The organism is Streptomyces platensis, from assembly GCF_008704855.1.
Taxonomy (GTDB): Bacteria; Actinomycetota; Actinomycetes; order Streptomycetales; family Streptomycetaceae; genus Streptomyces; species Streptomyces platensis.
In genome coordinates this window covers 4,220,970-4,244,575 of the sequence record NZ_CP023691.1, presented here as the reverse complement: position 1 = coordinate 4,244,575, position 23,606 = coordinate 4,220,970, and the positions used below count along the sequence as shown (strand labels likewise).

Here is a 23,606-nt window from a genome sequence, read left to right as displayed (position 1 = left end):
GCGCGCCCGGCAGCGGGCCGTTCAGCAGCCGTTGTATCCGGCCGTCGGCATCGACAGCCGCCGGTGCACCTGCGACTTCATCGCCAGGGTGTAGACCGGCTCGTCGAGGTCGGCGGTCTCCAGGCGGACGCCGGCCGCGGCGCACCGTTTGGTGAACTCGTCCGCGCCGGCGATGGCGTTCTCCAGCGCCCGGCGGTTGGGCGCCACGAACACATCGACCAGGCCCTCTTCGACGTCCCGCCACAGCGCGCTGTGGTCGGCGCGCAGCTGGTGCAGGCTGAGCTGGCAGGTCAGGTGGTAGTCACGGGCCGCCGCCCACTGCTTGCACATGTCGTGCTGGCTGCGGTCATCGACCAGGAACGGATCCTCGTCCAGCTCGGACAGCGGCATCAGGCAGGCGATCGCCGTGACTCGGACCGAGTTCATCGTGCCCTCCGGGGCGTGGCGACTGTGGGGGCGACGATACCCCCGCGAGCGGCCCGTGGAGGAGGGGCTGTACCGGGCGGCGAGGCATAGCCGCAGGCGTGGCAGATCTTCCAGCCGTCCTGATTGACCGCGAGCTGGCCGCCGCAGCGCGGGCAGAGCTCGGCGTGCGGATGCGGCCGGGCGGGGGACGGACGGCGCGGAACGGTCGTCACGTTGCACACTGCCGACGCCATACGGCCTCCAGCTGCTGTCTTTTGCAGGGACAGGTCCGGTGTCGTCCGTGATTGCGCGGAGCTGTTCGGTTCCTGTCGCTCTTGAGTACCAGGTGGGTGGCCCGGAGCGGATCCGGAGGGACCGTTTCCGGCCAGCGGGCGAGCGGGTCGCGGTCAGCGGGCCGGAGGCGCCCCCCGCGGGAGGGGAGCGGCTCTCGGGCCGGCGCTCAGGCCCGGCCCATCGCCCTGGTCACCGCGATCTCGATCATGACGCGATCGGGGTTGGGCGTCGGCGTCCGGCCGTACCGCTCGGCGTACCGGCGCACCGCGTCGGCCACCGACTCGGCGTCCGTACGCACCCGGGCGCGGCCCTCCAGCGTCGCCCAGCGCCCCTTGTCGACCTGGCACACGGCGACGGTGGCACCGTCCGCCCCGGCGGCGAGGACGTTCTTGACCTTGGCGCTGTCCTTGCGGGTGATGATCCGCGCGATCCGCTGCCCGGCGTCGTAGGTGACGCCTACCGGAACGACATGGGGCGTCCCGTCCGTACGCAGCGTGGTGAGGGTCGGCATCAGATACTCGCCCCAGAAGGCGAGGTATTCCGGGCTGAGGGCACTGAGGTCATGGGCCATGGGGGCCAGGGTAGTTCGGGGCCCGGGATTCAGAGGAGGTCGATGGTTTCCAGGTCGAAGGAGAAGGGGTCGGGGAGGGGGAGGGATTTGCCGATGGGGGCGGTGTTGTGCCCTTCGTAGTCGTCCCCGGAAGGCTCGCTGAACAGCGTGAGGGTGGACTTGCCGCGGTCCACGAGCAGGTAGAGCGGGATGCCGGCGCGGGCGTAGCAGTGCCGTTTGGCGACGCGGTCGCGCTCCGGATTGCTCGATGTCACCTCGACGACCATGGCGACTCCGTCGCTGGGCATCCAGGGATCCGCGCCGCGGAACAGGCGGATCTCACGGGGGGCGACGGTGGCATCCGGGATCACATGATTCTTGGGACACCTGCCGCCGCGCGGCATGGTGAGCCCTTTGTAGCCGGAGACATCCATGTCCACCGCGGACTTTCGCATGATCTGCGAGACGACCCCGCTGAAGCAGTGCTCATGGGTGCCGTCCGTCGGCGGTGTCACAACAATTTCCCCCTCGATCAGCTCGGCTCGGAAGCCCGTGGGCGTATCCAAGGCGAGGAAGTAATCCAGGAGGGTTTCTTCGTCGGTGGGCATAGGCGCGTGTGCCATAGCCGTCATGCTGCACCTCCTTGTGGTCGAAGGCCAGTGTCGGCGGGTGGCGCGGGCGGTGGCGGGGCGATCAGCCCCGATTCCCTCGCACGAGTGAGCGAGGAACGGGCGAGGGGGCTCGCTTCCGCAGTCTTGAGTGGAATAGACTCAACTTATCGCACGTTGGTATGTGCAGGATGTGCCGGAGTGGGGCCAGACGGGGCACTGAGGCCGGGCAGGACGAGTCGAGGAGGATCACGAGCAACGTGGACGCCGAGCTGACCAACAAGAGCCGGGAGGCACTGAGCGCCGCCAATGATCGGGCGGTCACCTCCGGGCACGCGGACATGACGTCCGCGCATCTCCTGCTCGCGCTGCTGGCCGGGCAGGACAACGAGAACATCATGGACCTGCTGGCCGACGTCGAGGCGGACGCCGCCGCGCTGCGCAACGGCGCCGAGCGTCAGCTGGCCGCGCTGCCCAGCGTGCAGGGCTCGACGGTCGCACCGCCGCAGCCGGACCGCGATCTGCTCTCCGCCATCGCCGACGCCACCCAGCGCGCCAAGGAGCTCGGTGACGCGTATGTCTCCACCGAGCACCTCCTCATCGGCATCGCCGCCAAGGGCGGGCGCACCGGCGAGCTGCTGGAGCAGCAGGGCGCCTCCGCCAAGAAGCTGCTGGCCGCCTTCGAGGCGAACCGCGGCGGGCAGCGGGTGACCAACGCGGACCCGGAGGGCACCTACAAGGCGCTGGAGAAGTTCGGCACGGACTTCACCGCGGCCGCCCGCGAGGGCAAGCTCGACCCGGTCATCGGCCGGGACCACGAGATCCGCCGTGTGGTGCAGGTGCTCTCCCGCCGTACGAAGAACAACCCGGTGCTGATCGGTGAGCCGGGCGTCGGCAAGACCGCCGTCGTCGAAGGGCTGGCGCAGCGGATCGTCAAGGGTGACGTGCCCGAGTCGCTGCGCAACAAGCGGCTGGTCGCGCTGGACCTCGGGGCGATGGTCGCGGGTGCCAAGTACCGCGGTGAGTTCGAGGAGCGGCTGAAGACCGTCCTGGCGGAGATCAAGTCCAGCGAGGGCCAGATCATCACCTTCATCGACGAGCTGCACACCGTCGTCGGCGCGGGCGCCGGCGGCGACTCGTCCATGGACGCGGGCAACATGCTCAAGCCGATGCTGGCCCGCGGTGAGCTGCGGATGGTCGGCGCCACCACCCTCGACGAGTACCGCGAGCGGATCGAGAAGGACCCGGCGCTGGAGCGGCGCTTCCAGCAGGTGCTGGTCGCCGAGCCGACCGTCGAGGACACGGTGGCCATCCTGCGCGGGCTCAAGGGCCGCTACGAGGCTCACCACAAGGTGCAGATCGCGGACTCCGCGCTGGTCGCCGCGGCCTCGCTCTCCGACCGCTACATCACCTCCCGCTTCCTGCCCGACAAGGCCATCGACCTGGTCGACGAGGCCGCCTCCCGCCTCCGTATGGAGATCGACTCCTCGCCCGTCGAGATCGACGAGCTCCAGCGTGCCGTCGACCGGCTCAAGATGGAGGAGCTGGCGCTGCGGAACGAGACCGACGCCGGCTCCGTCCAGCGCCTGGAGAAGCTGCGCAAGGACCTCGCCGACAAGGAGGAGGAGCTGCGCGGTCTGACCGCCCGCTGGGAGAAGGAGAAGCAGAGCCTCAACCGCGTCGGCGCCCTCAAGGAGAAGCTCGACGAGCTGCGCGGACAGGCCGAGCGCGCCCAGCGCGACGGCGACTTCGACACCGCCTCCAAGCTGCTCTACGGCGAGATCCCGGGCGTGGAGCACGAGCTGGAGGAGGCGGCTGCCGCCGAGGCCGAGCAGGAGGCGTCCAAGGAGTCCATGGTCAAGGAGGAGGTCGGCCCCGACGACATCGCGGATGTGGTCGGCGCCTGGACCGGTATCCCGGCCGGCCGCCTCCTGGAGGGCGAGACCCAGAAGCTGCTGCGTATGGAGGAGGAGCTCGGCAAGCGGCTGATCGGCCAGACCGAGGCCGTCCGCTCCGTCTCCGACGCCGTACGCCGCACCCGCGCCGGAATCGCCGACCCGGACCGCCCCACCGGCTCGTTCCTCTTCCTCGGCCCGACCGGCGTCGGGAAGACGGAGCTGGCCAAGGCGCTCGCGGACTTCCTCTTCGACGACGAGCGGGCGATGGTCCGTATCGACATGTCGGAGTACAGCGAGAAGCACAGCGTCGCGCGGCTGGTCGGTGCGCCGCCCGGCTATGTCGGCTACGAGGAGGGCGGCCAGCTGACGGAGGCGGTCCGCCGCCGCCCCTACTCCGTCATCCTGCTGGACGAGGTGGAGAAGGCCCACCACGAGGTCTTCGACATCCTGCTCCAGGTCCTCGACGACGGCCGGCTCACGGACGGCCAGGGCCGCACCGTCGACTTCCGCAACACCATCCTCATCCTGACCTCCAACCTCGGCTCCAACTTCCTGATGGACCCGCTGCTGAAGGAGGAGCAGAAGAAGGAGAAGGTGCTGGAGACCGTCCGGACCGCCTTCCGGCCCGAATTCCTCAACCGGCTCGACGACGTGGTGGTCTTCCACCCGCTCGGCACGGACCAGCTCCAGCGGATCGCCCGTATCCAGCTCGGCCATCTCCAGCGCCGCCTCGGCGACCGCCGGCTGACGCTGGACGTCACCGACCGCGCCCTGACCTGGCTCGCCTGGCTCGGCCAGGAACCGCTCGCCGACGCCCCCGCCCCGGACCTGTCCTACGGCGCCCGGCCGCTGCGCCGCCTGATCCAGACGGCCATCGGCGACCAGCTCGCCCGCGCCATCCTGGCCGGCGAGGTGCTGGAGGGGGACACCGTGCGGGTGGACGTGGACGGCGACCAGCTGTCGGTGGAGGCGGCCGGGAGGCCCGCGGGCTGACCGCCGCCGTGGCCGGGTGCGGCCTGCCCGGCCCACGGGCTTACCGACCGCCGTGGCCGGGTGCGGCCTGCCCGGCCCACGAGCTGACCGCGGCCGTGGCCCGGAGCCGGCCCGCCCGGTCGATCGTTGCCCCGGGCGACACCTTGCCCGCATCCTCCCCGTCCGGGTTGCCACGACGGGGCGGATGTGGGGGAGGATGGCAGGGACCATACGAAGGGAATTCCACGGTGAGCATCGACCCGTCCTCGATTCCGAATTTCGGGGGCCAGCCCGAACCCGAGCCGTCGGGGCCTGATGGTCCCGTCGTGCCAGACCAGGACCTGGTCAAGCAGCTCCTCGACCAGATGGAGCTGAAGTACGTAGTCGACGAGGAGGGTGACCTCGCCGCCCCGTGGGAGCAGTTCCGCACGTACTTCATGTTCCGGGGCGAGGAGGAGCAGCAGATCTTCTCCGTCCGTACGTTCTATGACCGCGCCCACGGCATCGACGAGAAGTCGAAGCTGCTGGAGGCGATCGACGACTGGAACCGCCGGACGCTGTGGCCCAAGGCCTACACCCACACCCACGACGACGGCACGGTCCGTCTGATCGGTGAGGCATCGATGCTGATCGGCACCGGCGTCTCGCTCGAACACTTTGTGTCGAGCACGGTCAGCTGGGTCCGCGCCTCCATCGAATTCGACAAGTGGATCGTCGAGCAGCTCGGCCTGGAAGCCGAGATCGAAGGCGACTCCGACGAGAAGCCGGGTGACGACGAGGCCTGAGCCCCGTCCGTCCCACACCCACCCTGCTGCGCGGGCCCCGGAGCTTGATGGCTCCGGGGCCCGCGTCTGTCCGAAAGCCCCGGAAAGAGCGGAATACGTGAGCTTCCCGGAGACCGTTATCCCTCATTACGCCTCGGACCGGCGGGTGGCCGGTTTCTTCAGTGGGGCGCTGAACGTCGAATTCATCGACGACATCCACACGATGAAACCGGGGGCGGTCGGGAAGACTCCGTACGCCCGGCACCTCAAGGAAGCGCTGGAACACCTGCTGAGCGAGCGGCCGGCCGGCTCGACGGACTGGGCGCTGATGACGGGAGTGTCGTTCTGGGAGGACGACCGGCTGTACTCCTATCTGAAGGACCTCTACGACTACTTCTACGGCGACCGTGAGGAGCCGCCGGTGGCCCCGGACGCGGAGGCACCGCCGCCGGAGAAGTACTGGAGGTAGCGGCGGTCCGACGGCGTCACAGCCGCTTCAAGCGGTCCGCTGCCTCCTGGAGGACGTCGGTGCGCTTGCAGAAGGCGAAGCGGACGTAGGGGGCGCCCTGGTCCTTGTGGTCGTAGAAGACGGCGTTGGGGATGGCGACGACGCCGGCGCGTTCGGGGAGGGTGCGGCAGAAGGCGAAGCCGTCGTCGTGGCCGAGGGGGCGGATGTCGGTGGTGATGAAGTAGGTGCCCGAGGGGCGGAAGACCTGGAAGCCGGCGTCGGTGAGGCCGGTGGCGAGGATGTCGCGCTTGGTGCGCAGGTCGTCGCGGAGTTCCGTGAAGTAGCTGTCGGGGAGGGCGAGGGCCTCGGCGACGGCGTACTGGAAGGGGCCGGCGGAGACGTAGGTGAGGAACTGCTTGGCGGAGCGGACTGCGCTCACCAGTTCCGCCGTTGCGGTGACCCAGCCGACCTTCCAGCCGGTGAAGGAGAAGGTCTTGCCGGCCGAGCCGATGGTGACGGTGCGTTCGCGCATTCCGGGGAACGACGCGAGGGGGAGGTGCTCGCCCTCGAACACGAGGTGCTCGTAGACCTCGTCGGTGAGGACGAGGAGATCGCGCTCGCAGGCGAGGCGGGCGATCTCCGCGAGCTCGTCGCGGGACAGGACGGTGCCGGTGGGGTTGTGCGGGGTGTTGAGGAGGATCAGGCGGGTCTTGTCGGTGATGGCGTCGCGCAGTTCGTCCAGGTCGAGGCGGTAGCTGCCGGATTCCGGGTCCGCGCGCAGGGTCACCGGGACGCGGCGGCCGCCCGCCAGCGCGATACCGGCGGCGTACGAGTCGTAGTACGGCTCCAGCGCGATGACCTCGTCGCCGGGCTCCAGCAGCGCCAGCAGGGAGGCCGCGAGGGCCTCGGTGGCGCCCGCCGTGATCAGGACCTCGGTGTCGGGGTCGTAGGAGAGGCCGAGCCGGCCGTAGAAGCGCTGTTGATGGGCGGCGACGGCGGTGCGCAGTTCGGGGATGCCGGGGCCGGGCGGGTACTGGTTGCCGCGGCCGTCGCGCAGCGCGCGCACCGCCGCCTCCCTGACCTCTTCGGGACCGTCGGCGTCGGGGAAGCCCTGGCCGAGGTTGATGGAGCCGGTCCGTACGGCGAGCGCCGACATCTCGGCGAAGATCGTCGTGCCGAATTCGGCGAGGCGGCGGTTGAGCAGCGGTCGGTCCATGGACGCCATCCTCCGACGAACCTCTGGACTTCCTCAACTGTGCTTTGAGACGCCGGGGCCGGGGCATCAGCCCCGCACGAAGGAATGAGACGGTCGTCGACGAAGACGGCCCACGGTGCCGGACGGCGCCGGAGCGGCGCACCGGGCGCCGGACGGAGCGGATGCGCCCCCACTGCCTGAAGGGCGTGGGAGGTGCCCCCACGCTTCGGGGGATGAAAAGGAGTGTGAGGCATATGGGGATTGTGGTTTTCCTGGTGATCTGCGCGGGGGTAATCGGCCTGGTGGCCCTGGCCTCGCGGGGCGGTTCGGGTGGCAGGGGCGGACGGGGCTCCGGCGGCGCGGGCGGCGGCAGCTGGTGGGCCGGCGGTGACGGGGGTTCGGGCGGCCACCACCACGGTGGTGGGCACCACGGCGGATGCGGCGGCGGATCCTCCTGTGGCGGGTCCTCCTGCGGTGGCGGCGGTGGTGGTGGCGGCTGCGGTGGTGGCGGTGGCGGCGGCTCCTGAGCCGAGGGCGCGCCGCGCCAACTCCATATGTGCGGATGGCTAGTTGCTTGTCGCATATGCGCCCAGCGGGTGCTGGTCGAAGGGCCAACACCCGCTGGGCGCTTGGTCGTTGAACAACTGAACTGCAAGGCCCCCGAGCGGATGGAAACCCGGAGAGGATGGGTAAAAGCGCTGTGGGCGACGGGCCTTTCATGATTCCCTCTCCCCAGAGAATCCCCCACGTTCTCCGACCCCACGTGGGCACGAGCCGGCAGGCAGTCGTATATCCCTGATCCTTTTCGGGCGGGCCGGCCCACCATTCCACTGCGTGCTTGCGGAGCCGACCCATGCTCACCTCTTTGACGACGGCGTACACCGATACCCGTGCCTCCGACCTGGCCTGGGCGCTGGGCAGGGAACCCCTGCCGGCCCTTGCCGTACTCGATCTCCAACTCCAGGACGCCCAGGTGCAGTTGAGGCTGCTCGGCGCCTCTCACCAGGTGCTTCTCGAGGAGGAGCACGGCACCTGTTCCGAAACGGTCGCCTGTATGCCGGGCAGCAGTACACCGCTGCCGCTCGGGGTGGCGAAGCGGCTGGGGGACTGGGAGTACGAATTCGCCGCCCATGTGGAGACCCTCTCGCGCGGCTCGTTCGCCGGGCGGGCGCAGGAGCTGCTCGCGCTGGTGGCCGAGCATCCGCACGGTCTCGCCGGTACGTTCCCCGGCTCGCCGCACGCCTTCACCGCGATGCTGGCGCAGCGTCAGCAGGGGCAGGTGCGCTGGCGGACCTGGCACGCGTATCCGCAGGAGGGTCGCCTGGTGGCCACCCGTACCCGCGTGGGCGTACGGGCGAGGGTCGCGGCGGTCTAGCGGGGCCGGTCGCCGGTGACCGGTCCGGTCGGCCGGAGGGCGTGGGGAAGTGCGGGGTGCGAGGGGCGCGGGGCCTGGGCGCCGGGGGCGTGGAGGTTCGTGAGGGCGCGGACGGTGCGGTGTGCGCGGCCTGGGCGATGCGATGTGCCCTCGCACCCCACGCTTCGTCAACGCCCCGACCGAGGGGTGTGGCCTGCGAGGTCTACTCGTGTGGGTGACGGAGCGCCACAGAATCGTCACGTAGCGTTCAATTTATGATCGACCCGCCAGAGACCGCCCGCGCCGGCGCTCCCGGCCCGCCGGACGACCTGACACCGGCGCGACTGCCCGTGCCGGCCGGGCTCGGCCGGCTGCTCGTCCTCGCCGTCGTCTTCGTCTGCGCCGCCTGCGGTCTGGTCTACGAACTCGAACTGGTCGCCCTGGCCACGTACTTGGTGGGCGACTCCGTCACCCAGGCGTCGGTCGTGCTGTCCGTCATGGTCTTCGCGATGGGGGTCGGCGCGCTGCTCGCCAAGCGGCTGCGCTGCCGGGCGGCGGTCGGCTTCGGCGCGGTGGAGGCCGGTCTCGCGCTGGTCGGCGGCACCTCCGCGATGGCGCTCTACGCCTGCTTCGCCTGGTTCGGGCAGTCCCGCTCCGCGCTCGTCGGCTTCTCGCTGGCCATCGGCATCCTGATCGGGGCCGAGGTACCGCTGCTGATGACGCTGATCCAGCGGGTGCGCCGGCAGGACGCGGGCGGCGCGGTCGCCGATCTCTTCGCCGCGGACTATGTCGGAGCGCTCGTCGGAGGGCTGGCCTTTCCGTTTCTGCTGCTGCCGGGCTTCGGCCAGCTGACCGGTGCGCTGCTCACCGGCGCCGTCAACGCGGTGGCCGGCGCCGTGCTGGTGCTGTGGCTGTTCCGCCGGGACCTCAGCGCCCGTGCCCGCTGGGCGCTCTTCGGAGCCAATGCCCTGGTCCTCGCGCTGCTCGCCGCGGGCGTGGTGCTGGCCACGCCGTTCGAACGGGCCGCCCGGCTGGCGGTGTACGGCTCGTCGGCCCGGGTCGCGGTGCAGACCGGTGTCCAGGAGGTGGTGATGACCGGCGGGACGGGCGCCGGAGCCGGTGCGGGGCACGGGAGGAAAGGTTCCGGCGGACCGCTGGCGCTGTATCTCGACGGCCGGCTCCGCGTCAGTGCGGAGAACGAGTTCCGCTACCACGAGGGGCTGGTGCACCCGGCGATGGCGGGCGGCCCGCACGGCCGGGTGCTGGTGCTCGGCGGCGGCGACGGCCTCGCGGTGCGCGAGATCCTCCGCTACCGCGCGGTCCGCTCGGTGACCGTCGTCGAACTCGACCCCGGCGTGCTGCGGTTGGCGCGCACCGACCCCGGCCTCACCCGCCTCAACCGGCACTCGCTCGCCGATCCCCGGGTGCGGACGGCGACCGCCGACGCCTTCGACTGGCTGCGGCAGCAGGGCGCCCGCGGCCCCGGCCGCCGGGCGGCGCCGTACGACGTCATCGTCTCCGATCTTCCCGACCCCGGGATCACCGCGTGCACCAAGCTCTACTCGCAGGAGTTCTACGGCCTGGCGGCGCAGCTGCTGGCCCGCGACGGGCGGCTGGTGGTGCACGCCGGGCCGCCGATCGAGCGCGCGCGGCTGTACTGGACGGTGGAGTCGACGGTCCGGTCGGTGGGCCTGGCGACGGTGCCGTACCGGCTGTCCGGCCGGCCCGCGGCCTTCTCCGGCGGCCCGGACCGCTCGGCGGGCGCCGTCCCGCCCGAGGGCGCGGAGGCCCCGGCCGCCGCGGCGCCGTCCGGGACCCGGTACTGGGGCTTCGTGCTGGCCGCACGGCACCGGCCGGCATTCGGGCTGGCCCCCGACGCTCCGCCGCTGGCCGGTCTCAGCGCCGAGGAACTGCGGGCCGGGCGGCGGGCGGAGAGCCGCGAGCGGAGGGCCGGGCTGCCGGCGTCGACGCTGATGCATCCGCGGTATCTCGACTGAGCGGGTCCGACGCGGGGCGGCGCGCGCCCGCTGCGGACCGCGGGCGGTGCGGGCGCCGGGCAGCGCCGGGGCGGGTTCCGGCCCGGTGGCAGAAAGTTCCGCGTGGGCGGGCACGGGTTCGCGGGCGCTGGGTAGGCTCCCATGTCATGGAGCATGAGGTGTACGTTCCGTTTCCCGTCGGGACCGTGCGGCAGGCGCTCACCGAGCCGGAGCGGGTGGCGCGCTGTGTCCCAGGAGTCCAGCTCGACGCCGATGCGGCCCCTGGCTGTCCGGAGGGCCGGCTGCGACTGCGTATCGGAAGCTCCACCATCACCTACCGCGGCACGCTGACGGTCAGCGCCGCCGCCGACGACGGAGCCGGTGAAGACGGTGCGGCCGCCGTGACCGTCGAGGCGAAGGGCACCGAGGCGCGGGGCGACGGGGCGGTCGCGCTGACCCTGGGCGTACGCCTCTCCCCGGCCACCGAGCCCGGTCCCGGTACGACGTTGCGCTGCACCGGCACGGTCCACCGCGACGGCCGGCTCGCCGAGGCCACCGACCGGTCCGCCGCCTCCGTGGGCCGCCGGCTGCTGGACCGTTTCGCGGAGAACCTGGCGGCGGACCTGCGGCGGCGGCCGGTGACCGATGACGCCGGAGCGGCCGATGCCGCTGGACCGGGCGACGACGCCGCACCGGACGACGACGCCCAGGACGCGGCCGGATCCCGGGTGTTCGACACCGAGGTGCCGCCGCCTTCCCTGGATCCGGGCAGCGACGAGGGCGACGGCGAGACGGCGGATCTGGAGGCCGCGGACGAGGCCGGTGAGGACCTCGACGCGGGCGAGGCGGCGGACGCGTTCTCCGCGGCGCACCCCGAGCACGCCTACGGGGACGAGGCGGACCGGCTCGCCCCCGCTGAGGCCGCGCACGCCCGCCGCACGATGATCGGCCGCAGCGCGGAAGAGGTCGATCACGCCCCGCCGCGCGGCCGGTACGCGCCGGTGCCCGCGCCCGAGTCGAACGGCACCTCGCTGACCCTGCGCTGGGCGGCGCCCGCCGCCGCGGTGGTACTGGCGTCCGCGGTGGTCGTCGGCCGGGTGCTGCGCCGGCGCCGCTGACCCGGCGCGGCGGCGCACGGTGGCCGTGGCCCGTACGGCGTCCCACGATGCGCGCGGTGCGTCGCTAGGGGGTGTCTTCTCCCTGATCCGGCCTGATCGGAAAGACACCCCCTAGGCTCGGCCCCGTGAGCACCGACAACACCACGCAGGGCGCAGCCCGGACGCAGGCGCCGGAGGGCGTGCGACTGGCCGCCGGAGATACCGAACTGACTGTCCGGCCGGACCTCGGCTGCCGGATCGCGAGCCTGCGCATCGGCGGTACGGAACTGCTGCGGCAGGGCCCGAAATACGGCTGTTTCCCGATGGTGCCGTGGTGCGGCCGGCTCGCCCACGGGGAGTTCCGCAACGGCGGCGAGCTGCACCACATGCCGCTCAACGCCGCGCCGCACGCCATCCACGGCACCGGCCGCGATCTGCGCTGGCGCACCGTGCGGACGAGCGCCACGGAGGGCGTCTTCACCTGCGACCTCAAGGACCCGGCGGCGCCCTGGCCGTACCCGGGGCAGGTCACCCAGCTCGTCGAGCTCGCCGAGGACGGCGGTTCGCTCACCCTCACCATGGGCGTCGAGGCGACCGCCGACTCCTTCCCCGCGCAGGCCGGCTGGCACCCCTGGTTCCTGCGGAACCTCGGGGAGGGCGGCAAGGACGTACACCTCGACTTCGGGCCCGAGTGGCAGGAGGAGCGGGGCGCGGACCATCTCCCGACCGGCCGCCGGATCCCGCCGAAGCCGGGCCCCTGGGACGACTGCTTCGGGATGCCGCAGGGCGTGGCGGCCACGCTCACCTGGCCGGGCCGCCTGGAGCTGAAGATCGCCAGCCGCGCCGAATGGGCCGTGGTCTACGACGAGCAGGAGGCCGCGGTCTGTGTCGAGCCGCAGACCGGCCCGCCGAACGGCCTCAACACCCTGCCGCGCCTGGTCACGCCGATCGACCCGCTGGAGATCTCCATGACCTGGAGCTGGCGGAACCTGTCCCGGGGCACCGCCTAAGCTCGTGCGCATGAGTGACGACGTGCGCGGCGAGCTGCTGCGCCAGATCAAGGACAAGGCCGTGGTGCACGGCAAGGTGACGCTTTCTTCCGGCAAGGAGGCCGACTACTACATCGACCTGCGCCGGATCACCCTGGACGGCGAGGCCGCGCCGCTGGTCGGGCAGCTGATGCTGGAGATCACCGCCGACCTGGACTACGAGGCGGTCGGCGGGCTGACGCTCGGCGCCGACCCGGTCGCGACCTCGATGCTGCACGCCTCCGCGGCGCGCGGCGGCCGGCTGGACTCCTTCGTCGTCCGCAAGGCGCAGAAGGCGCACGGCATGCAGCGCCGTATCGAGGGTCCGGACATCAAGGGCCGCCGGGTCCTGATCGTCGAGGACACCTCCACCACCGGTGGCTCGCCGCTGACCGCCGTCGAGGCCGCGCGTGAAGCCGGCGCCGAGGTCGTCGCGGTGGCCACGATCGTCGACCGCGGTGCCGCCCCGGCCATCGCCGAGGCCGGTCTGCCCTATATCACGGGCTACCAGCTGGGCGACCTCGACCTGGGCTGAGACCGGCGCGACAGCCGCACCGAATGCGGGTCCTCCGCGCTGACCTGCGGATTTGCCCCTGGGCAGTCGGTTTCACGTGAAACCGACTGCCCAGGGAGTGGGACGGCCGGACAGGCAATGTGGAGCGAAGGGCCTTGTCTGGGAAGATGTGCTCGGCGAAGTCCTCGCCCCCTGGTCAGGGCCAAGAACGCACACCCGCATACACAAGGAGCGGACAGATGCCCATCGCAACCCCCGACGTCTACAACGAGATGCTCGACCGGGCGAAGGCAGGCAAGTTCGCCTACCCGGCCATCAACGTCACGTCGACGCAGACGCTGCACGCCGCGCTGCGGGGCTTCGCCGAGGCCGAGAGCGACGGCATCATCCAGATCTCCACCGGTGGTGCGGAGTTCCTGGGCGGCCAGTACAACAAGGACATGGTCACCGGTGCGGTGGCGCTCGCCGAGTTCGCGCACGTCGTCGCCGCCAAGTACGACATCACCGTCGCGCTGCACACCGACCACTGCCCCAAGGACAAGCTGGACGGCTACGTACGCCCGCTGCTGGACATCTCCGCGGAGCGCGTCGCCAAGGGCCAGAACCCGCTGTTCCAGTCCCACATGTGGGACGGTTCGGCCGAGAACCTGGCCGACAACCTGGCCATCGGCCAGGAGCTGCTGGCCAAGGCCGCCGCCGCCAAGATCATCCTTGAGGTCGAGATCACCCCGACCGGTGGCGAGGAGGACGGCGTCACCCACGAGATCAACGACGAGCTCTACACCACGGTCGACGACGCGCTGCGCACCGCCGAGGCGCTGGGCCTGGGCGAGAAGGGCCGCTACCTGCTCGCCGCCTCCTTCGGCAACGTCCACGGCGTCTACAAGCCGGGCAATGTCGTGCTCCGTCCCGAGCTGCTGAAGGACCTCCAGGAGGGCGTGGGCGCCAAGTACGGCAAGACCGCCCCGTTCGACTTCGTCTTCCACGGCGGCTCCGGCTCCACCGAGCAGGAGATCGCCACCGCGCTGGAGAACGGCGTGGTCAAGATGAACCTGGACACCGACACCCAGTACGCCTTCACCCGCCCGGTCGCGGACCACATGTTCCGTAACTACGACGGTGTGCTGAAGGTCGACGGCGAGGTCGGCAACAAGAAGACCTACGACCCCCGCAGCTGGGGCAAGCTGGCCGAGGCCGGGATGGCCAAGCGGGTCACCGAGGCCTGCGCCAACCTGCGCTCCACCGGCACCAAGATCAAGTAACCGGCGGGCCGCACCGCCGGCCGCCGCGCACCAGGGCTCCGCATCCGTCCGGGATGCGGAGCCTTTGTGCGCCCGGCCGGCCGCAGGGCGGGCGAGCGGGCGCGGCGACGGGCATGCTCGCGGTATGAGCGAACCGAGTGCGCCCGGCGCGGTCCGGCTGGCCTCGGCACAGGGCCGGTGGGTGCTGCTGACGGCCGTGCTGGGGTCCGGCATGGCGCTGCTCGACGGCACGGTCGTCAATGTCGCCCTGCCCCGGATCGGCGAGGACCTCAACGCGGATCTGGCGGTCCTCCAGTGGACCGTCACCGCCTATCTGCTCACCCTCTCCTCGCTGATCCTGCTGGGCGGCGCGCTCGGCGACCGCTTCGGCCGGCGCCGGGTGTTCGTGATCGGCGTGGTCTGGTTCGCCACCGCCTCGCTGCTGTGCGGACTCGCCCCGCACGCCGGGGTGCTGATCGCGGCCCGTGCGCTCCAGGGCGTCGGCGGGGCGCTGCTCACGCCCGGTTCACTGGCCCTGATCCAGGCCGTCCTCCGTCCCGAGGACCGGGCCCGCGGGGTCGGCGCCTGGTCGGGGCTCGGCGGGGTGGCCGCGGCGGTGGGCCCGTTCATCGGCGGCTGGCTGGTGGACGGCGCCGGCTGGCGCTGGGTGTTCTTCCTGAATGTGCCGCTGGCCGCGGTGTGCGTCCCGGTGGCGCTGCGGCACGTACCCGAGACCCGGGAGCGCGGTGCCCGCGGGCGCCGCGGCTTCGATGTGCTGGGCGCGGCGCTGGGTGCGCTGGCGCTGGCCGGGGTGACCTACGCACTGATCGCCGCACCGAACGGGGGCGCCGGGCCCGGCGTGCTCGTTCCCGCGGTGGCCGGGGTGCTGCTCGGCGTGCTCTTCGTCCAGGTCGAACGGCGCCGGGCCGATCCGATGCTGCCGCCCGCCATCTTCCGTATCCGCCAGTTCTCCGCCATCAACGCGGTGACGGTCTGCGTCTACGCCGCCTTCAGCGGCTTCTTCTTCCTCTCCGTGCTCCAGCTCCAGGTCGTGGTGGGGTACTCGGCCCTTCAGGCCGGGACCGCGCTGCTGCCCACCACCGTGCTGATGCTGCTGCTCTCCGCCCGCTCCGGAGAACTGGGCCAGCGCACCGGCCCACGGCTCCCGCTCACCGTCGGACCGCTGCTGTGCGCCGCGGGCCTGCTGCTGATGATGCGGGTGGGCCGCGGCGCGTCCTACTTCACCGATGTGCTGCCCGCACTGGTGGTGCTGGGCGCGGGAATGGTGACCCTGGTCGCTCCGCTCACCGCGACCGTCCTGGCCTCGGTGGACGTCGACCGGGCGGGCCTGGCCAGCGGCATCAACAACGCGGCCGCACGGGCCGCGGGCCTGATGGCGGTAGCGGCACTCCCGCTGCTCGCAGGCTTCGGCCCCGAGGCCTACCGCTCCCCCGACGCCTTCGCCGCCGCCTTCCTCCGCGCCATGCCGCTGTGCGCCGGCGTCCTGGTGGCCGGCTCCCTGATCGCCTGGCTCACCGTACGCACCGACGCCCTGCGCCCCGAACCAGGCGCCAAAGAACCCTGCCACGCCCAAACGACCTACCACTGCGGCGTAACAGCACCCCCACTGGACCCAGGCGAGGAACCACGAACACCCGAGAGATAACACCAGCCCCCACCCACCCTCCACCCACAACGGGAGGGGACGGGCCGGAGGGGCAGGGTGTCCGGACGTAAAGCGAAGCAGTCCGGACACCCTGCCCCGGAGGCCCGTCACCGCACCCCAACAGCCCCGCGCAGCGGACAAAGGCCCGCCGCAGGCGCAACGGCGGGACAGCCGAAAACGTCGGCCCAAGCAAAGCGCAGCGACACGGCGAGAAACCCCCACGGCGGGACAGCCAAAACCGTGGGGCGGGCCGCGCGGCGGAGCGCGCTGGCAAACTGGACCCATGCCCATTCACGAAAACCTCCTCGGGGGCCCGCCCCCGACCCATCTGCCCGACGATCCCGAGCCGCGCGAACTGCTCGCCGCCGGCACGGCACCGTCCGATGTCGCCGCGAAGTACCCGACCTCGTCCCTGGCCTGGGCGCAGCTCGCGGACGACGCGTTCGAGGGGGGCCGGGTCGTCGAGTCGTACGCCTACGCCCGCACCGGCTACCACCGCGGCCTGGACTCGCTGCGCCGGGCCGGCTGGAAGGGCCACGGTCCGGTGCCCTTCGAGCACGAGCCCAACCGGGGCTTCCTCCGGGCGCTGCACGCCCTCGCCCGCGCCGCCCAGTCGATCGGCGAGCAGGACGAGTACGAGCGCTGCATGACCTTCCTGCGGGACTCCTCGCCGACGGCGGCCGACACCCTCTCCTGACGGGCCGCCGACGGGCCCCGAGCCGGGTCCGTCCGCGCTCCCGCCGGGGAGCGCCCAGGTCAACGGGCCGGCCGCGATCGCGGCCGGCCCTTGCGCGGTCGCTGCCCAGCACCGATGATTTCCATGGGCCGGGCCATCCCGCGCCCGAGGGGACCGGGGCTCCCGAGCCGACAAGGAAGGGGCGGACCGCTACCCGGTAGTTCGCACCTGAGGAGTCCCTCATGTCGCAGCCGTCTCCCATTGAACCTCCGGACCGCGGAGCGACCGCGCCCGCCGGCTGTCCCCTTTCGGCCGGCACAGCCGATTCGGACCCGCCGTTCGCCCCGGATCTGAGCATCGGCAGCAGCCGCACGACCCCGTACGAGGACTATGTCCAGGCGGGCGTCCTCACCCATCTACAGCACCCGCTCTCCGACGACCCCGGCGAGATGGTCTTCCTGGTGACCACCCAGGTCATGGAGCTGTGGTTCACGGTCATCGTCCATGAGTGGCGCACCGCCGCCGAGGCGCTGCGCCGGGACGATCTGCCGGTGGCGATGGCGGCGCTGCGCCGCTCCGCATACGAGCTGGAGGCGCTGAACGCCGCCTGGAAGCCGCTGGCCCGGCTGACCCCGGCGCAGTTCAACGCCTACCGCAGCGCGCTCGGCGAAGGCTCCGGTTTCCAGTCGGCGATGTACCGGCGGATGGAGTTCCTGCTGGGCGAGAAGTCCGCTTCCATGCTGGTGCCGCACCGGGGCGCGCCGAGGGAGCACGCCGAGCTGGCGAAGGCCCTCCAGGAGCCGAGCCTGTGGGACGAGGTGCTGCGGATGCTGGCCCGGCGCGGCTGGGCGGTCCCCGAGGCCGTGCTGGAGCGGGATCCGGCGCTGCGTTACGCACCGGATCCGGCCGTCGAGGCGGTCTGGGCCGAGATCTACGCCGGTTCGCAGGAGTCCGAGCTGGTGCGGCTCGGCGAGGTGTTGACCGATGTCGGCGAGCTGGTCCTGCGCTGGCGCAACGACCATCTGATCGCGACGTGGCGGGCGATGGGAGCGAAAATGGGTACCGGTGGTTCCGCGGGGGTGGCCTGGCTGGAGAAGCGGGCCCGCAAGAACGTCTTCCCCGAGCTGTGGACGGCGCGAAGCCATGTCTGAGATCCCCGAATTCCCCGAGACGACCGGCCGCACCGAGCTCTCCGGTGACCGTGAACAGGCCGCGCGGGCCGCGGAGTTGGACGCCGCCGATCCGCTCGCCGCGGTCCGTGAGCGCTTCGTCCTGGACCCCGCGCCCGATCATGCGTCCGGCGACACGGACGTCTACCTGGACGGCAACTCCCTCGGCGTGCTGCCCCGCGGGGTCTCCGACCGCATAGCCGATGTCATCACCCGTGAATGGGGTCAGCTGCGCATCCGCTCCTGGAACGAGTCCGGCTGGTGGACCGCGCCCGAACGGATCGGCGACAAGATCGCCCCGCTGATCGGGGCGGGCCCGGGCCGGGTGGTGGTCGGCGATTCGACCAGCGTCAACATCTTCAAGGCCGTGATCGGCGGCGTCCGTATGGCCGGCAAGGGCTGCACGGAGATCCTCGTCGATGCCACCACGTTCCCGACCGACGGCTATATCGCCCGCTCCGCGGCCCGGATGACGGGTCTCGCGGTGCGCCCGGTCGAGCCCGCGCGGATCGCCGACGAGGTCACCGAGCGGACCGCGCTGGCGCTGGTCAACCACGTCGACTACCGCACCGGCCGGCTCAACGACCTGCCGGGCATCACCCGCGCGCTGCACTCCGCGGGCGCGCTCGCCGTCTGGGACCTGTGCCACAGTGCCGGTGCGCTGCCGGTCGGCCTCGACGCGCACCATGTCGATCTCGCCGTCGGCTGTACGTACAAGTACCTCAACGGCGGCCCGGGCGCGCCCGCGTACCTCTACATCCGCGAGAGCCTCCAGGAGCGGTTCGAATCGCCGCTGCCGGGCTGGAACTCGCATGCCGAGCCGTTCGCCATGGATCCCTCCTACGACCCGGCCGCCGGCATTCTGCGCGGCCGGGTCGGCACCCCCGACATCCTGTCGCTGCTCGCCCTGGAGGCGGCGCTGGAGGCCTGGGACGGGGTGGCCATCGAGGAGGTGCGTACCAAGAGCCTCGCGCTGACCGACTTCTTCCTGGAGTGTGTGGCGGCCTATGTGCCGCCGGGCCGGGTGCGCTCCCTCACCCCGTCCGACCATCAGTGGCGCGGCAGCCAGGTGTCGCTGGCGTGCTCTCCCCAGCTCGCCGTGGACAGGCAGGGCGGCACCCCGCTCGCGGGCGAGGTGATGGACGAGCTGATCCGGCGCGGGGTGGTCGGCGACTTCCGCCACCCCGATGTGCTGCGCTTCGGCTTCACCCCGCTCTACACCTCCTTCGCGGACGCGGAGCGGGCGGCCCGGGTGCTCGGTGAGGTGCTGGGCGCGCTGCCGGATGTGGAGTCCGGGGCCGCCGGGTGAGCGTGGCGGACGAGGAACCGGCGCTGCTGGGGCTCGCCCCGGTGGCGCCGGACCGGACGGTGGCCTACGGGCCGCATCCGGACCAGATCGTCGATGTCTACGAGCCGCGGGCGGGCGACGGCGGGCGGGTGGCGGCCCGCGGCCCGCTGGTCGTCCTGCTGCACGGCGGGTTCTGGCGCGCGGCTTACGACCGCCGGCATCTCTCGCCGCTCGCCGCCGAGCTGGCCGGGCAGGGGCTGCCGGTCGCGCTGGCCGAGTACCGCAGGGTCGGTGCGGGCGGCGGGGCGCCGCAGACGTTCGAGGACGTCACGGCGGCCATCGGGGCCGCCCACGCGGCCCTGGCGAAGGACGCGGCGGACCCCGGCGTGGTCGTGGCCGGGCACTCCGCGGGCGGCCATCTCGCGCTGCTCGCCGCCGCCCGGCCCGGCACCCCGGTGACCCGCGTCCTCGTGGTCGCACCGGTCGCCGATCTGGCGCGCGCCCATGAGCTGGGGCTGAGCGACGGCGCGGTCGCCGAGCTGCTGGGCGACGCCCCCGGCCGTGCGGAACGCCTCGCCGCGGCCGACCCGGTGCGCCATCCGCCGCCGGGCATCCCGGTGACGATCCTGCACGGCACCGAGGACCCGGAGGTGCCGGTGGAGCTCTCCCGCCGCTACGCCGCGCGGCATCCCGGCGGCACGGACCTGCGCGAGCTGCCCGGCGTCGGCCACTACGCCCCCGTGACCCCCGGCAGCCCCAGCTGTCACACGCTCGTCGGCTGCCTGAGGCCACCCGCACCGACCACGTAGTACTTGAGGCGGACGCCCGCAGATCCCCACTGGTGAGGACGCCGCGGGGGCCCGGCGTTGCTTACCGTTGTCAGCGTGAACGAGACGACCCAGTCGCAGGACGCCCTGCGCTCGGAGGCACGGATAGCCCATGGCGCGCTGCACCGGCTGCGCCAGGACCTGTTCGTCGACGCCTTTGCCTTCCGCCCGCTGCCGCCGCTGGAGGACGCCAAGATCTCCCGCTGGGTGCCCTGGCTGCCGGAGCGGCTGCGGCGCTGGGCGCGCTGGCTGCCGCACCTGACCGTCGGTTTCTTCTCGCTGCTCGTCTTCCTGGCAGGGATGGCCGACTCCGGAACCGGATCGCTGCAAGGCCTCCTGGCCGCCGGCGTCGCCGTGCTGGTCGCCGCGGCGCCGCTGCTCACCCTCTTCCGCCCGGTGGGCGCCTACTGGCTGTCGCTGTTCGCGGCCGTCGTAGGGGGGTTCACCGCCCTGGTCTTCTCCCCGTTTGCCAGTGTCACGGGCTTCCCCACCCTCCTCGCGGTGATGGTCCTCGTGGTGCTGCGCACCCGGCCGCGGCTGGCCGTGGAGATGTGGCTGGTCACCTTTGGCGTGGTGGGGATCATCACCGCGGTCGTCGGCGCCGACATGGGCGATGTGCCGCCGGTGGCGGTCTTCTGCGGAGCGGTGCTGATAGCCGCCGCCGCGGTCCGGGCCTGGCGCGAGGAGCGCCGGCAGGTCGTCGAGACGCAGTCGGCCACCCAGGAGGAGCGCACCCGGCGCACGCTGCTGGAGGAGCGGGCCCTCATCGCCCGCGAACTGCACGACGTCGTCGCCCACCACATGTCCGTCATCGCCATCCAGGCCGAGGCGGCGCCCTACCGCGTCAAGGACACCCCGCCCGAGCTCGCCACGTCCTTCGCCACCATCCGGGAGAACGCCGTCGCCGCGCTCGCCGAGCTGCGCCGCATCCTCGGCGTGGTGCGCTCCGCCGACCCGGACGCCTTCGCCGAGAGCGACCCGGAGGCCCCGCAGCCGACGCTCAACAGCCTCGACTCGCTGCTGGACAGCGTCCGCAGCGCCGGGCTGGTCGTCGAGGCCGTGGTCACCGGTTCGCCCAGGCCGCTGCCGCAGGGCGTCGAGCTGTCCGCGTACCGGATCGTGCAGGAGGGGCTGAGCAACGCGCTGCGGCACTCGCCGGGCGCCGAGGCCCGGGTGGAGATCTCGTATGTGCTGGGCGGGCTGGGCGTGCGGATCGTCAACGGTGCGCCGAGCCGGCTGGCCAAGCCGTCCCCGGGGGCGGGGCACGGTGTGCTGGGAATGCGCGAGCGGGTACAAATGCTGGGCGGCGAGATGACGGCCGAGCCCACCGAGGACGGCGGCTTCGAGGTCGCGGCGTTCATCCCGGTGGCGAACACGGCGGGGCAGACCAAGACGGGGGGAAACCGGTCATGATCCGGGTATTGATCGTCGACGACCAGGTGATGGTCCGGGAGGGCTTCTCGGTCCTGCTCAACGCCATGCCGGACATGGAGGTCGTCGGGGAAGCGGTCGACGGCCGGGAGGCGGTGCGCAAGGTCGCGGTCCTCAAGCCCGATGTCGTCCTGATGGACATCCGGATGCCGGAGATGAACGGCCTGGAGGCGACCCGCGAGATCGTGGCCGCCGACGAGAGCGCCAAGGTCCTTGTGCTGACCACCTTCGACCTGGACGAATACGTCTACCAGGCGCTGCGTTCCGGGGCCAGCGGCTTCCTGCTCAAGGACGCCTCGGCCGGCCAGCTCGCCGAGGGCGTCCGGATCGTCGCCTCCGGCGAGGCGCTGCTCGCCCCGACCGTCACCAAGCGCCTGATCTCCGAGTTCTCCCGCCTCGGCACCCCCCGCGCCCCGGCCCAGGAGCGGATCGCCGACCTCACGGAGCGCGAGACCGAGGTCCTGGTGCTGGTCGCCCAGGGCCTGTCGAACGGGGAGATCGCCGAGCATCTGGTGGTCGCCGAGTCCACGGTGAAGACGCATGTCAGCCGCATCCTGGTGAAGCTGGGGCTGCGCGACCGCACCCAGGCCGCGGTGTTCGCGTACGAGGCGCGGCTGGTGACGCCGGGCGGCTGAACCGCCCCCGGGCGGGACGCGTGCGGGCCGCCCGGCGGGGGAGACCCCGGCCGGCGGCCCGGCACACCGCCTTACGGCTGGGGGATCTCCCGCACCAGCTTCGAGCTCCAGGGGCACCAGACCAGCCCGGGCAGGAACGGGCCGCCGGCCTCGTCCAGATGGTCCTCGACATAGGGCGTGGTGGCGTCACAGACCTCGATGGCGAAGTCGAAGAAGTCGATGGTCTCCGGGCGGAGATGGAAGCTCCAGCGCCAGTTGTACGGGGCGGTGCGCTTGTCGATCCGGCCGATGACATGGGGCTCGGAGCTGGTCGCGCCGCTCAGCAGATCCCGGGCGTGCTGGATCTTGCGCGGGTCGGTGATCTTGATGACGAATTCCGCGCGGGTGGCATCGGTCATCACGAAGTAGGCCGCCCCGTCGGCGCCGGTGCGCCCGGCGTCGCCGGTCTGCTTCCCCTGGGCCGGTCCGGCCGCCGTGACGGCGAGCAGTGCCGCCGCCGCGAGAATGCCGAGCTTGGTGGTGATGCGTCGCATGAACCCCTCCGGTGCCGCGGGTCGTGGTCACGACCGTGCGCACGGAAAGTAACGGCTGGATCACCAACAGCTCCAGAGTTACTGCGAGTTAACACACCGCCAGGTGAAATGGCGAACAGTGACTGGCGGTTGGTCACGGCATGTGCTGTATCCACAAGCTGTGGACAGCGAGAAGCCGGCGCGCCACCGCACCCGGCAGTGCGCCGCCGGAGTCCGCTACGGCTCCGACGGCGCACGTCTTCCGGGGCGGCCGGGCGACCGGCCGCCGGGGAGCGAGGGGCCGAGCCGGCCGAGGGCCGGACAGCCGCCGACGAGCGCCCAGATGGAGACCGTCGACCCGGATCGCGGGGGCGGATGTCATCGCCGTGGTCATAATTTGGAAGCTACGCTGGATTCACAAATTTGTGAAGTTAAGAAAGCGTATAAACTTGCGGGTGGGTGGCTCTGAGCAGGGGAGATGATGCGGATATGAGTGAGCAGCCAGCGCAGAGTGCGCACCGGACCGACGACGCCCGCCAGGACAGCGGCGAGAGCACCCGCGACGACGGAGCGGTCTCGCAGTTCGTCGAGCGGTTCGCCTCCCAGCTCGTCGACGCCGGGATGCAGCGGATGTCCGCGCGGGTCTTCGCCTGTCTGCTGGCCTCCGACTCCGGGGTGCTGACCTCGGCCGAACTCGGCGAGCGCCTCCAGGTCAGCCCGGCCGCCGTCTCCGGCGCGATCCGCTACCTCTCCCAGGTCGACATGGTCAGCCGGGAACGCGAGCCCGGCTCCCGCCGCGACCGCTACCGCGTGCACAGCGACCAGTGGTACGAGGCGCTGGCCCGCCGGGACAACGTCCTCACCCGCTGGGAGGGCACCCTGCGCGAGGGCGTCGACAGCCTCGGTGAGGACTCCCCGGCCGGCCGCCGGATCGCCGAGACGCTGATCTTCTTCGAGTTCCTCCAGACGGAGCTGACCGGGCTGCTCCAGCGCTGGCGCGAGCACCGCGACCAGCTGCGGGCCGACCTCGAAAGCGCGGGCCGCTGAGCCGCCGGCCG

General features: G+C 71.9%; 23 protein-coding genes. 18 read left to right on the top strand and 5 right to left on the bottom strand.

The features are described 5' to 3' along the window. Window positions 1-21 precede the first annotated feature (21 nt). From CP981_RS18695 to CP981_RS18680, 3 genes are all read right to left on the bottom strand, one after another. Window positions 22-426: a hypothetical protein gene (locus tag CP981_RS18695; RefSeq protein WP_042151435.1), complete on the bottom strand. Its 405-nt coding sequence runs from the start codon at window positions 424-426 to the stop codon at window positions 22-24. A 439-nt stretch (window positions 427-865) separates the two neighbouring features. Next, on the bottom strand, window positions 866-1,270 hold the full coding sequence (locus CP981_RS18685; RefSeq protein ID WP_085925549.1) for a pyridoxamine 5'-phosphate oxidase family protein: 405 nt from the start codon (window positions 1,268-1,270) through the stop codon (window positions 866-868). A 29-nt stretch (window positions 1,271-1,299) separates the two neighbouring features. Continuing rightward, window positions 1,300-1,881, bottom strand: coding sequence for a Uma2 family endonuclease (locus CP981_RS18680; protein WP_085925550.1), 582 nt, complete (start codon window positions 1,879-1,881; stop codon window positions 1,300-1,302). A gap of 236 nt (window positions 1,882-2,117) precedes the next feature. Here CP981_RS18680 and clpB point away from each other — a divergent pair, with 236 nt between their 5' ends. The 3 genes from clpB (at window position 2,118) to CP981_RS18665 (ending at window position 5,960) form a co-directional block, all read left to right on the top strand. Beyond that, a complete protein-coding gene (gene clpB, locus CP981_RS18675) occupies window positions 2,118-4,748 on the top strand; it encodes an ATP-dependent chaperone ClpB (protein ID WP_085925551.1) in 2,631 nt (876 codons plus the stop codon). A 227-nt stretch (window positions 4,749-4,975) separates the two neighbouring features. Next, window positions 4,976-5,512, top strand: a complete 537-nt coding sequence (locus tag CP981_RS18670; protein WP_085925552.1) for a YbjN domain-containing protein — start codon at window positions 4,976-4,978, stop codon at window positions 5,510-5,512. A gap of 97 nt (window positions 5,513-5,609) precedes the next feature. After that, window positions 5,610-5,960: a hypothetical protein gene (locus CP981_RS18665; RefSeq protein ID WP_244329694.1), complete on the top strand. Its 351-nt coding sequence runs from the start codon at window positions 5,610-5,612 to the stop codon at window positions 5,958-5,960. Window positions 5,961-5,976: 16 nt separating this feature from the next. Here the strand turns inward: CP981_RS18665 and CP981_RS18660 are convergent, their stop codons facing one another. Further along, a complete protein-coding gene (locus tag CP981_RS18660) occupies window positions 5,977-7,155 on the bottom strand; it encodes a pyridoxal phosphate-dependent aminotransferase (protein ID WP_085925588.1) in 1,179 nt (392 codons plus the stop codon). 233 nt (window positions 7,156-7,388) lie between these two features. Here CP981_RS18660 and CP981_RS18655 point away from each other — a divergent pair, with 233 nt between their 5' ends. The 14 genes from CP981_RS18655 (at window position 7,389) to CP981_RS18590 (ending at window position 22,036) form a co-directional block, all read left to right on the top strand. After that, a complete protein-coding gene (locus tag CP981_RS18655; protein WP_085925554.1) occupies window positions 7,389-7,661 on the top strand; it encodes a hypothetical protein in 273 nt (90 codons plus the stop codon). Between the two features lie 326 nt (window positions 7,662-7,987). Continuing rightward, entirely contained in the window at window positions 7,988-8,509 is a 522-nt protein-coding gene (locus CP981_RS18650; RefSeq protein ID WP_085925555.1) for a DUF2617 family protein, read from the top strand. Between the two features lie 254 nt (window positions 8,510-8,763). Then, window positions 8,764-10,485 (top strand): polyamine aminopropyltransferase, encoded by a 1,722-nt coding sequence (locus tag CP981_RS18645; protein WP_085925556.1) that lies wholly within the window; start codon window positions 8,764-8,766, stop codon window positions 10,483-10,485. A 146-nt stretch (window positions 10,486-10,631) separates the two neighbouring features. Further along, window positions 10,632-11,582, top strand: coding sequence for an SRPBCC domain-containing protein (locus CP981_RS18640; protein ID WP_085925557.1), 951 nt, complete (start codon window positions 10,632-10,634; stop codon window positions 11,580-11,582). Window positions 11,583-11,707: 125 nt separating this feature from the next. Next, the gene (locus CP981_RS18635; RefSeq protein WP_085925558.1) at window positions 11,708-12,571 is read left to right on the top strand and encodes an aldose epimerase family protein; all 864 of its coding nucleotides are present in this window, start codon (window positions 11,708-11,710) and stop codon (window positions 12,569-12,571) included. Between the two features lie 10 nt (window positions 12,572-12,581). Further along, a complete protein-coding gene (gene pyrE, locus CP981_RS18630) occupies window positions 12,582-13,124 on the top strand; it encodes an orotate phosphoribosyltransferase (protein ID WP_085925559.1) in 543 nt (180 codons plus the stop codon). 218 nt (window positions 13,125-13,342) lie between these two features. Continuing rightward, window positions 13,343-14,365, top strand: a complete 1,023-nt coding sequence (gene fbaA, locus CP981_RS18625) for a class II fructose-bisphosphate aldolase (protein ID WP_085925560.1) — start codon at window positions 13,343-13,345, stop codon at window positions 14,363-14,365. Window positions 14,366-14,489: 124 nt separating this feature from the next. Continuing rightward, the gene (locus CP981_RS18620) at window positions 14,490-16,010 is read left to right on the top strand and encodes an MFS transporter (protein WP_085925561.1); all 1,521 of its coding nucleotides are present in this window, start codon (window positions 14,490-14,492) and stop codon (window positions 16,008-16,010) included. Between the two features lie 283 nt (window positions 16,011-16,293). Then, window positions 16,294-16,707: a DUF3151 domain-containing protein gene (locus CP981_RS18615; protein ID WP_085925562.1), complete on the top strand. Its 414-nt coding sequence runs from the start codon at window positions 16,294-16,296 to the stop codon at window positions 16,705-16,707. 221 nt (window positions 16,708-16,928) lie between these two features. Further along, entirely contained in the window at window positions 16,929-17,837 is a 909-nt protein-coding gene (locus CP981_RS18610) for a tryptophan 2,3-dioxygenase family protein (protein ID WP_085925563.1), read from the top strand. Beyond that, a complete protein-coding gene (gene kynU / locus CP981_RS18605; protein ID WP_208852949.1) occupies window positions 17,830-19,164 on the top strand; it encodes a kynureninase in 1,335 nt (444 codons plus the stop codon). The genes CP981_RS18610 and kynU overlap by 8 nt, the downstream gene beginning before the upstream one ends. After that, on the top strand, window positions 19,161-19,952 hold the full coding sequence (locus CP981_RS18600) for an alpha/beta hydrolase family protein (RefSeq protein ID WP_085925564.1): 792 nt from the start codon (window positions 19,161-19,163) through the stop codon (window positions 19,950-19,952). Before kynU ends, CP981_RS18600 begins: the two co-directional genes overlap by 4 nt. Before the next feature lie 75 nt (window positions 19,953-20,027). Then, the gene (locus CP981_RS18595; RefSeq protein WP_167536112.1) at window positions 20,028-21,383 is read left to right on the top strand and encodes a sensor histidine kinase; all 1,356 of its coding nucleotides are present in this window, start codon (window positions 20,028-20,030) and stop codon (window positions 21,381-21,383) included. Further along, entirely contained in the window at window positions 21,380-22,036 is a 657-nt protein-coding gene (locus CP981_RS18590) for a response regulator (protein WP_085925565.1), read from the top strand. Before CP981_RS18595 ends, CP981_RS18590 begins: the two co-directional genes overlap by 4 nt. 71 nt (window positions 22,037-22,107) lie before the next feature. Here CP981_RS18590 and CP981_RS18585 read toward each other — a convergent pair whose 3' ends face one another. Beyond that, window positions 22,108-22,569 (bottom strand): BP74-related protein, encoded by a 462-nt coding sequence (locus CP981_RS18585; protein ID WP_085925566.1) that lies wholly within the window; start codon window positions 22,567-22,569, stop codon window positions 22,108-22,110. A gap of 468 nt (window positions 22,570-23,037) precedes the next feature. Between CP981_RS18585 and CP981_RS18580 the strand changes: the two genes are divergently transcribed. After that, window positions 23,038-23,595, top strand: coding sequence for a GbsR/MarR family transcriptional regulator (locus tag CP981_RS18580; RefSeq protein ID WP_085925567.1), 558 nt, complete (start codon window positions 23,038-23,040; stop codon window positions 23,593-23,595). Window positions 23,596-23,606: the final 11 nt, after the last annotated feature.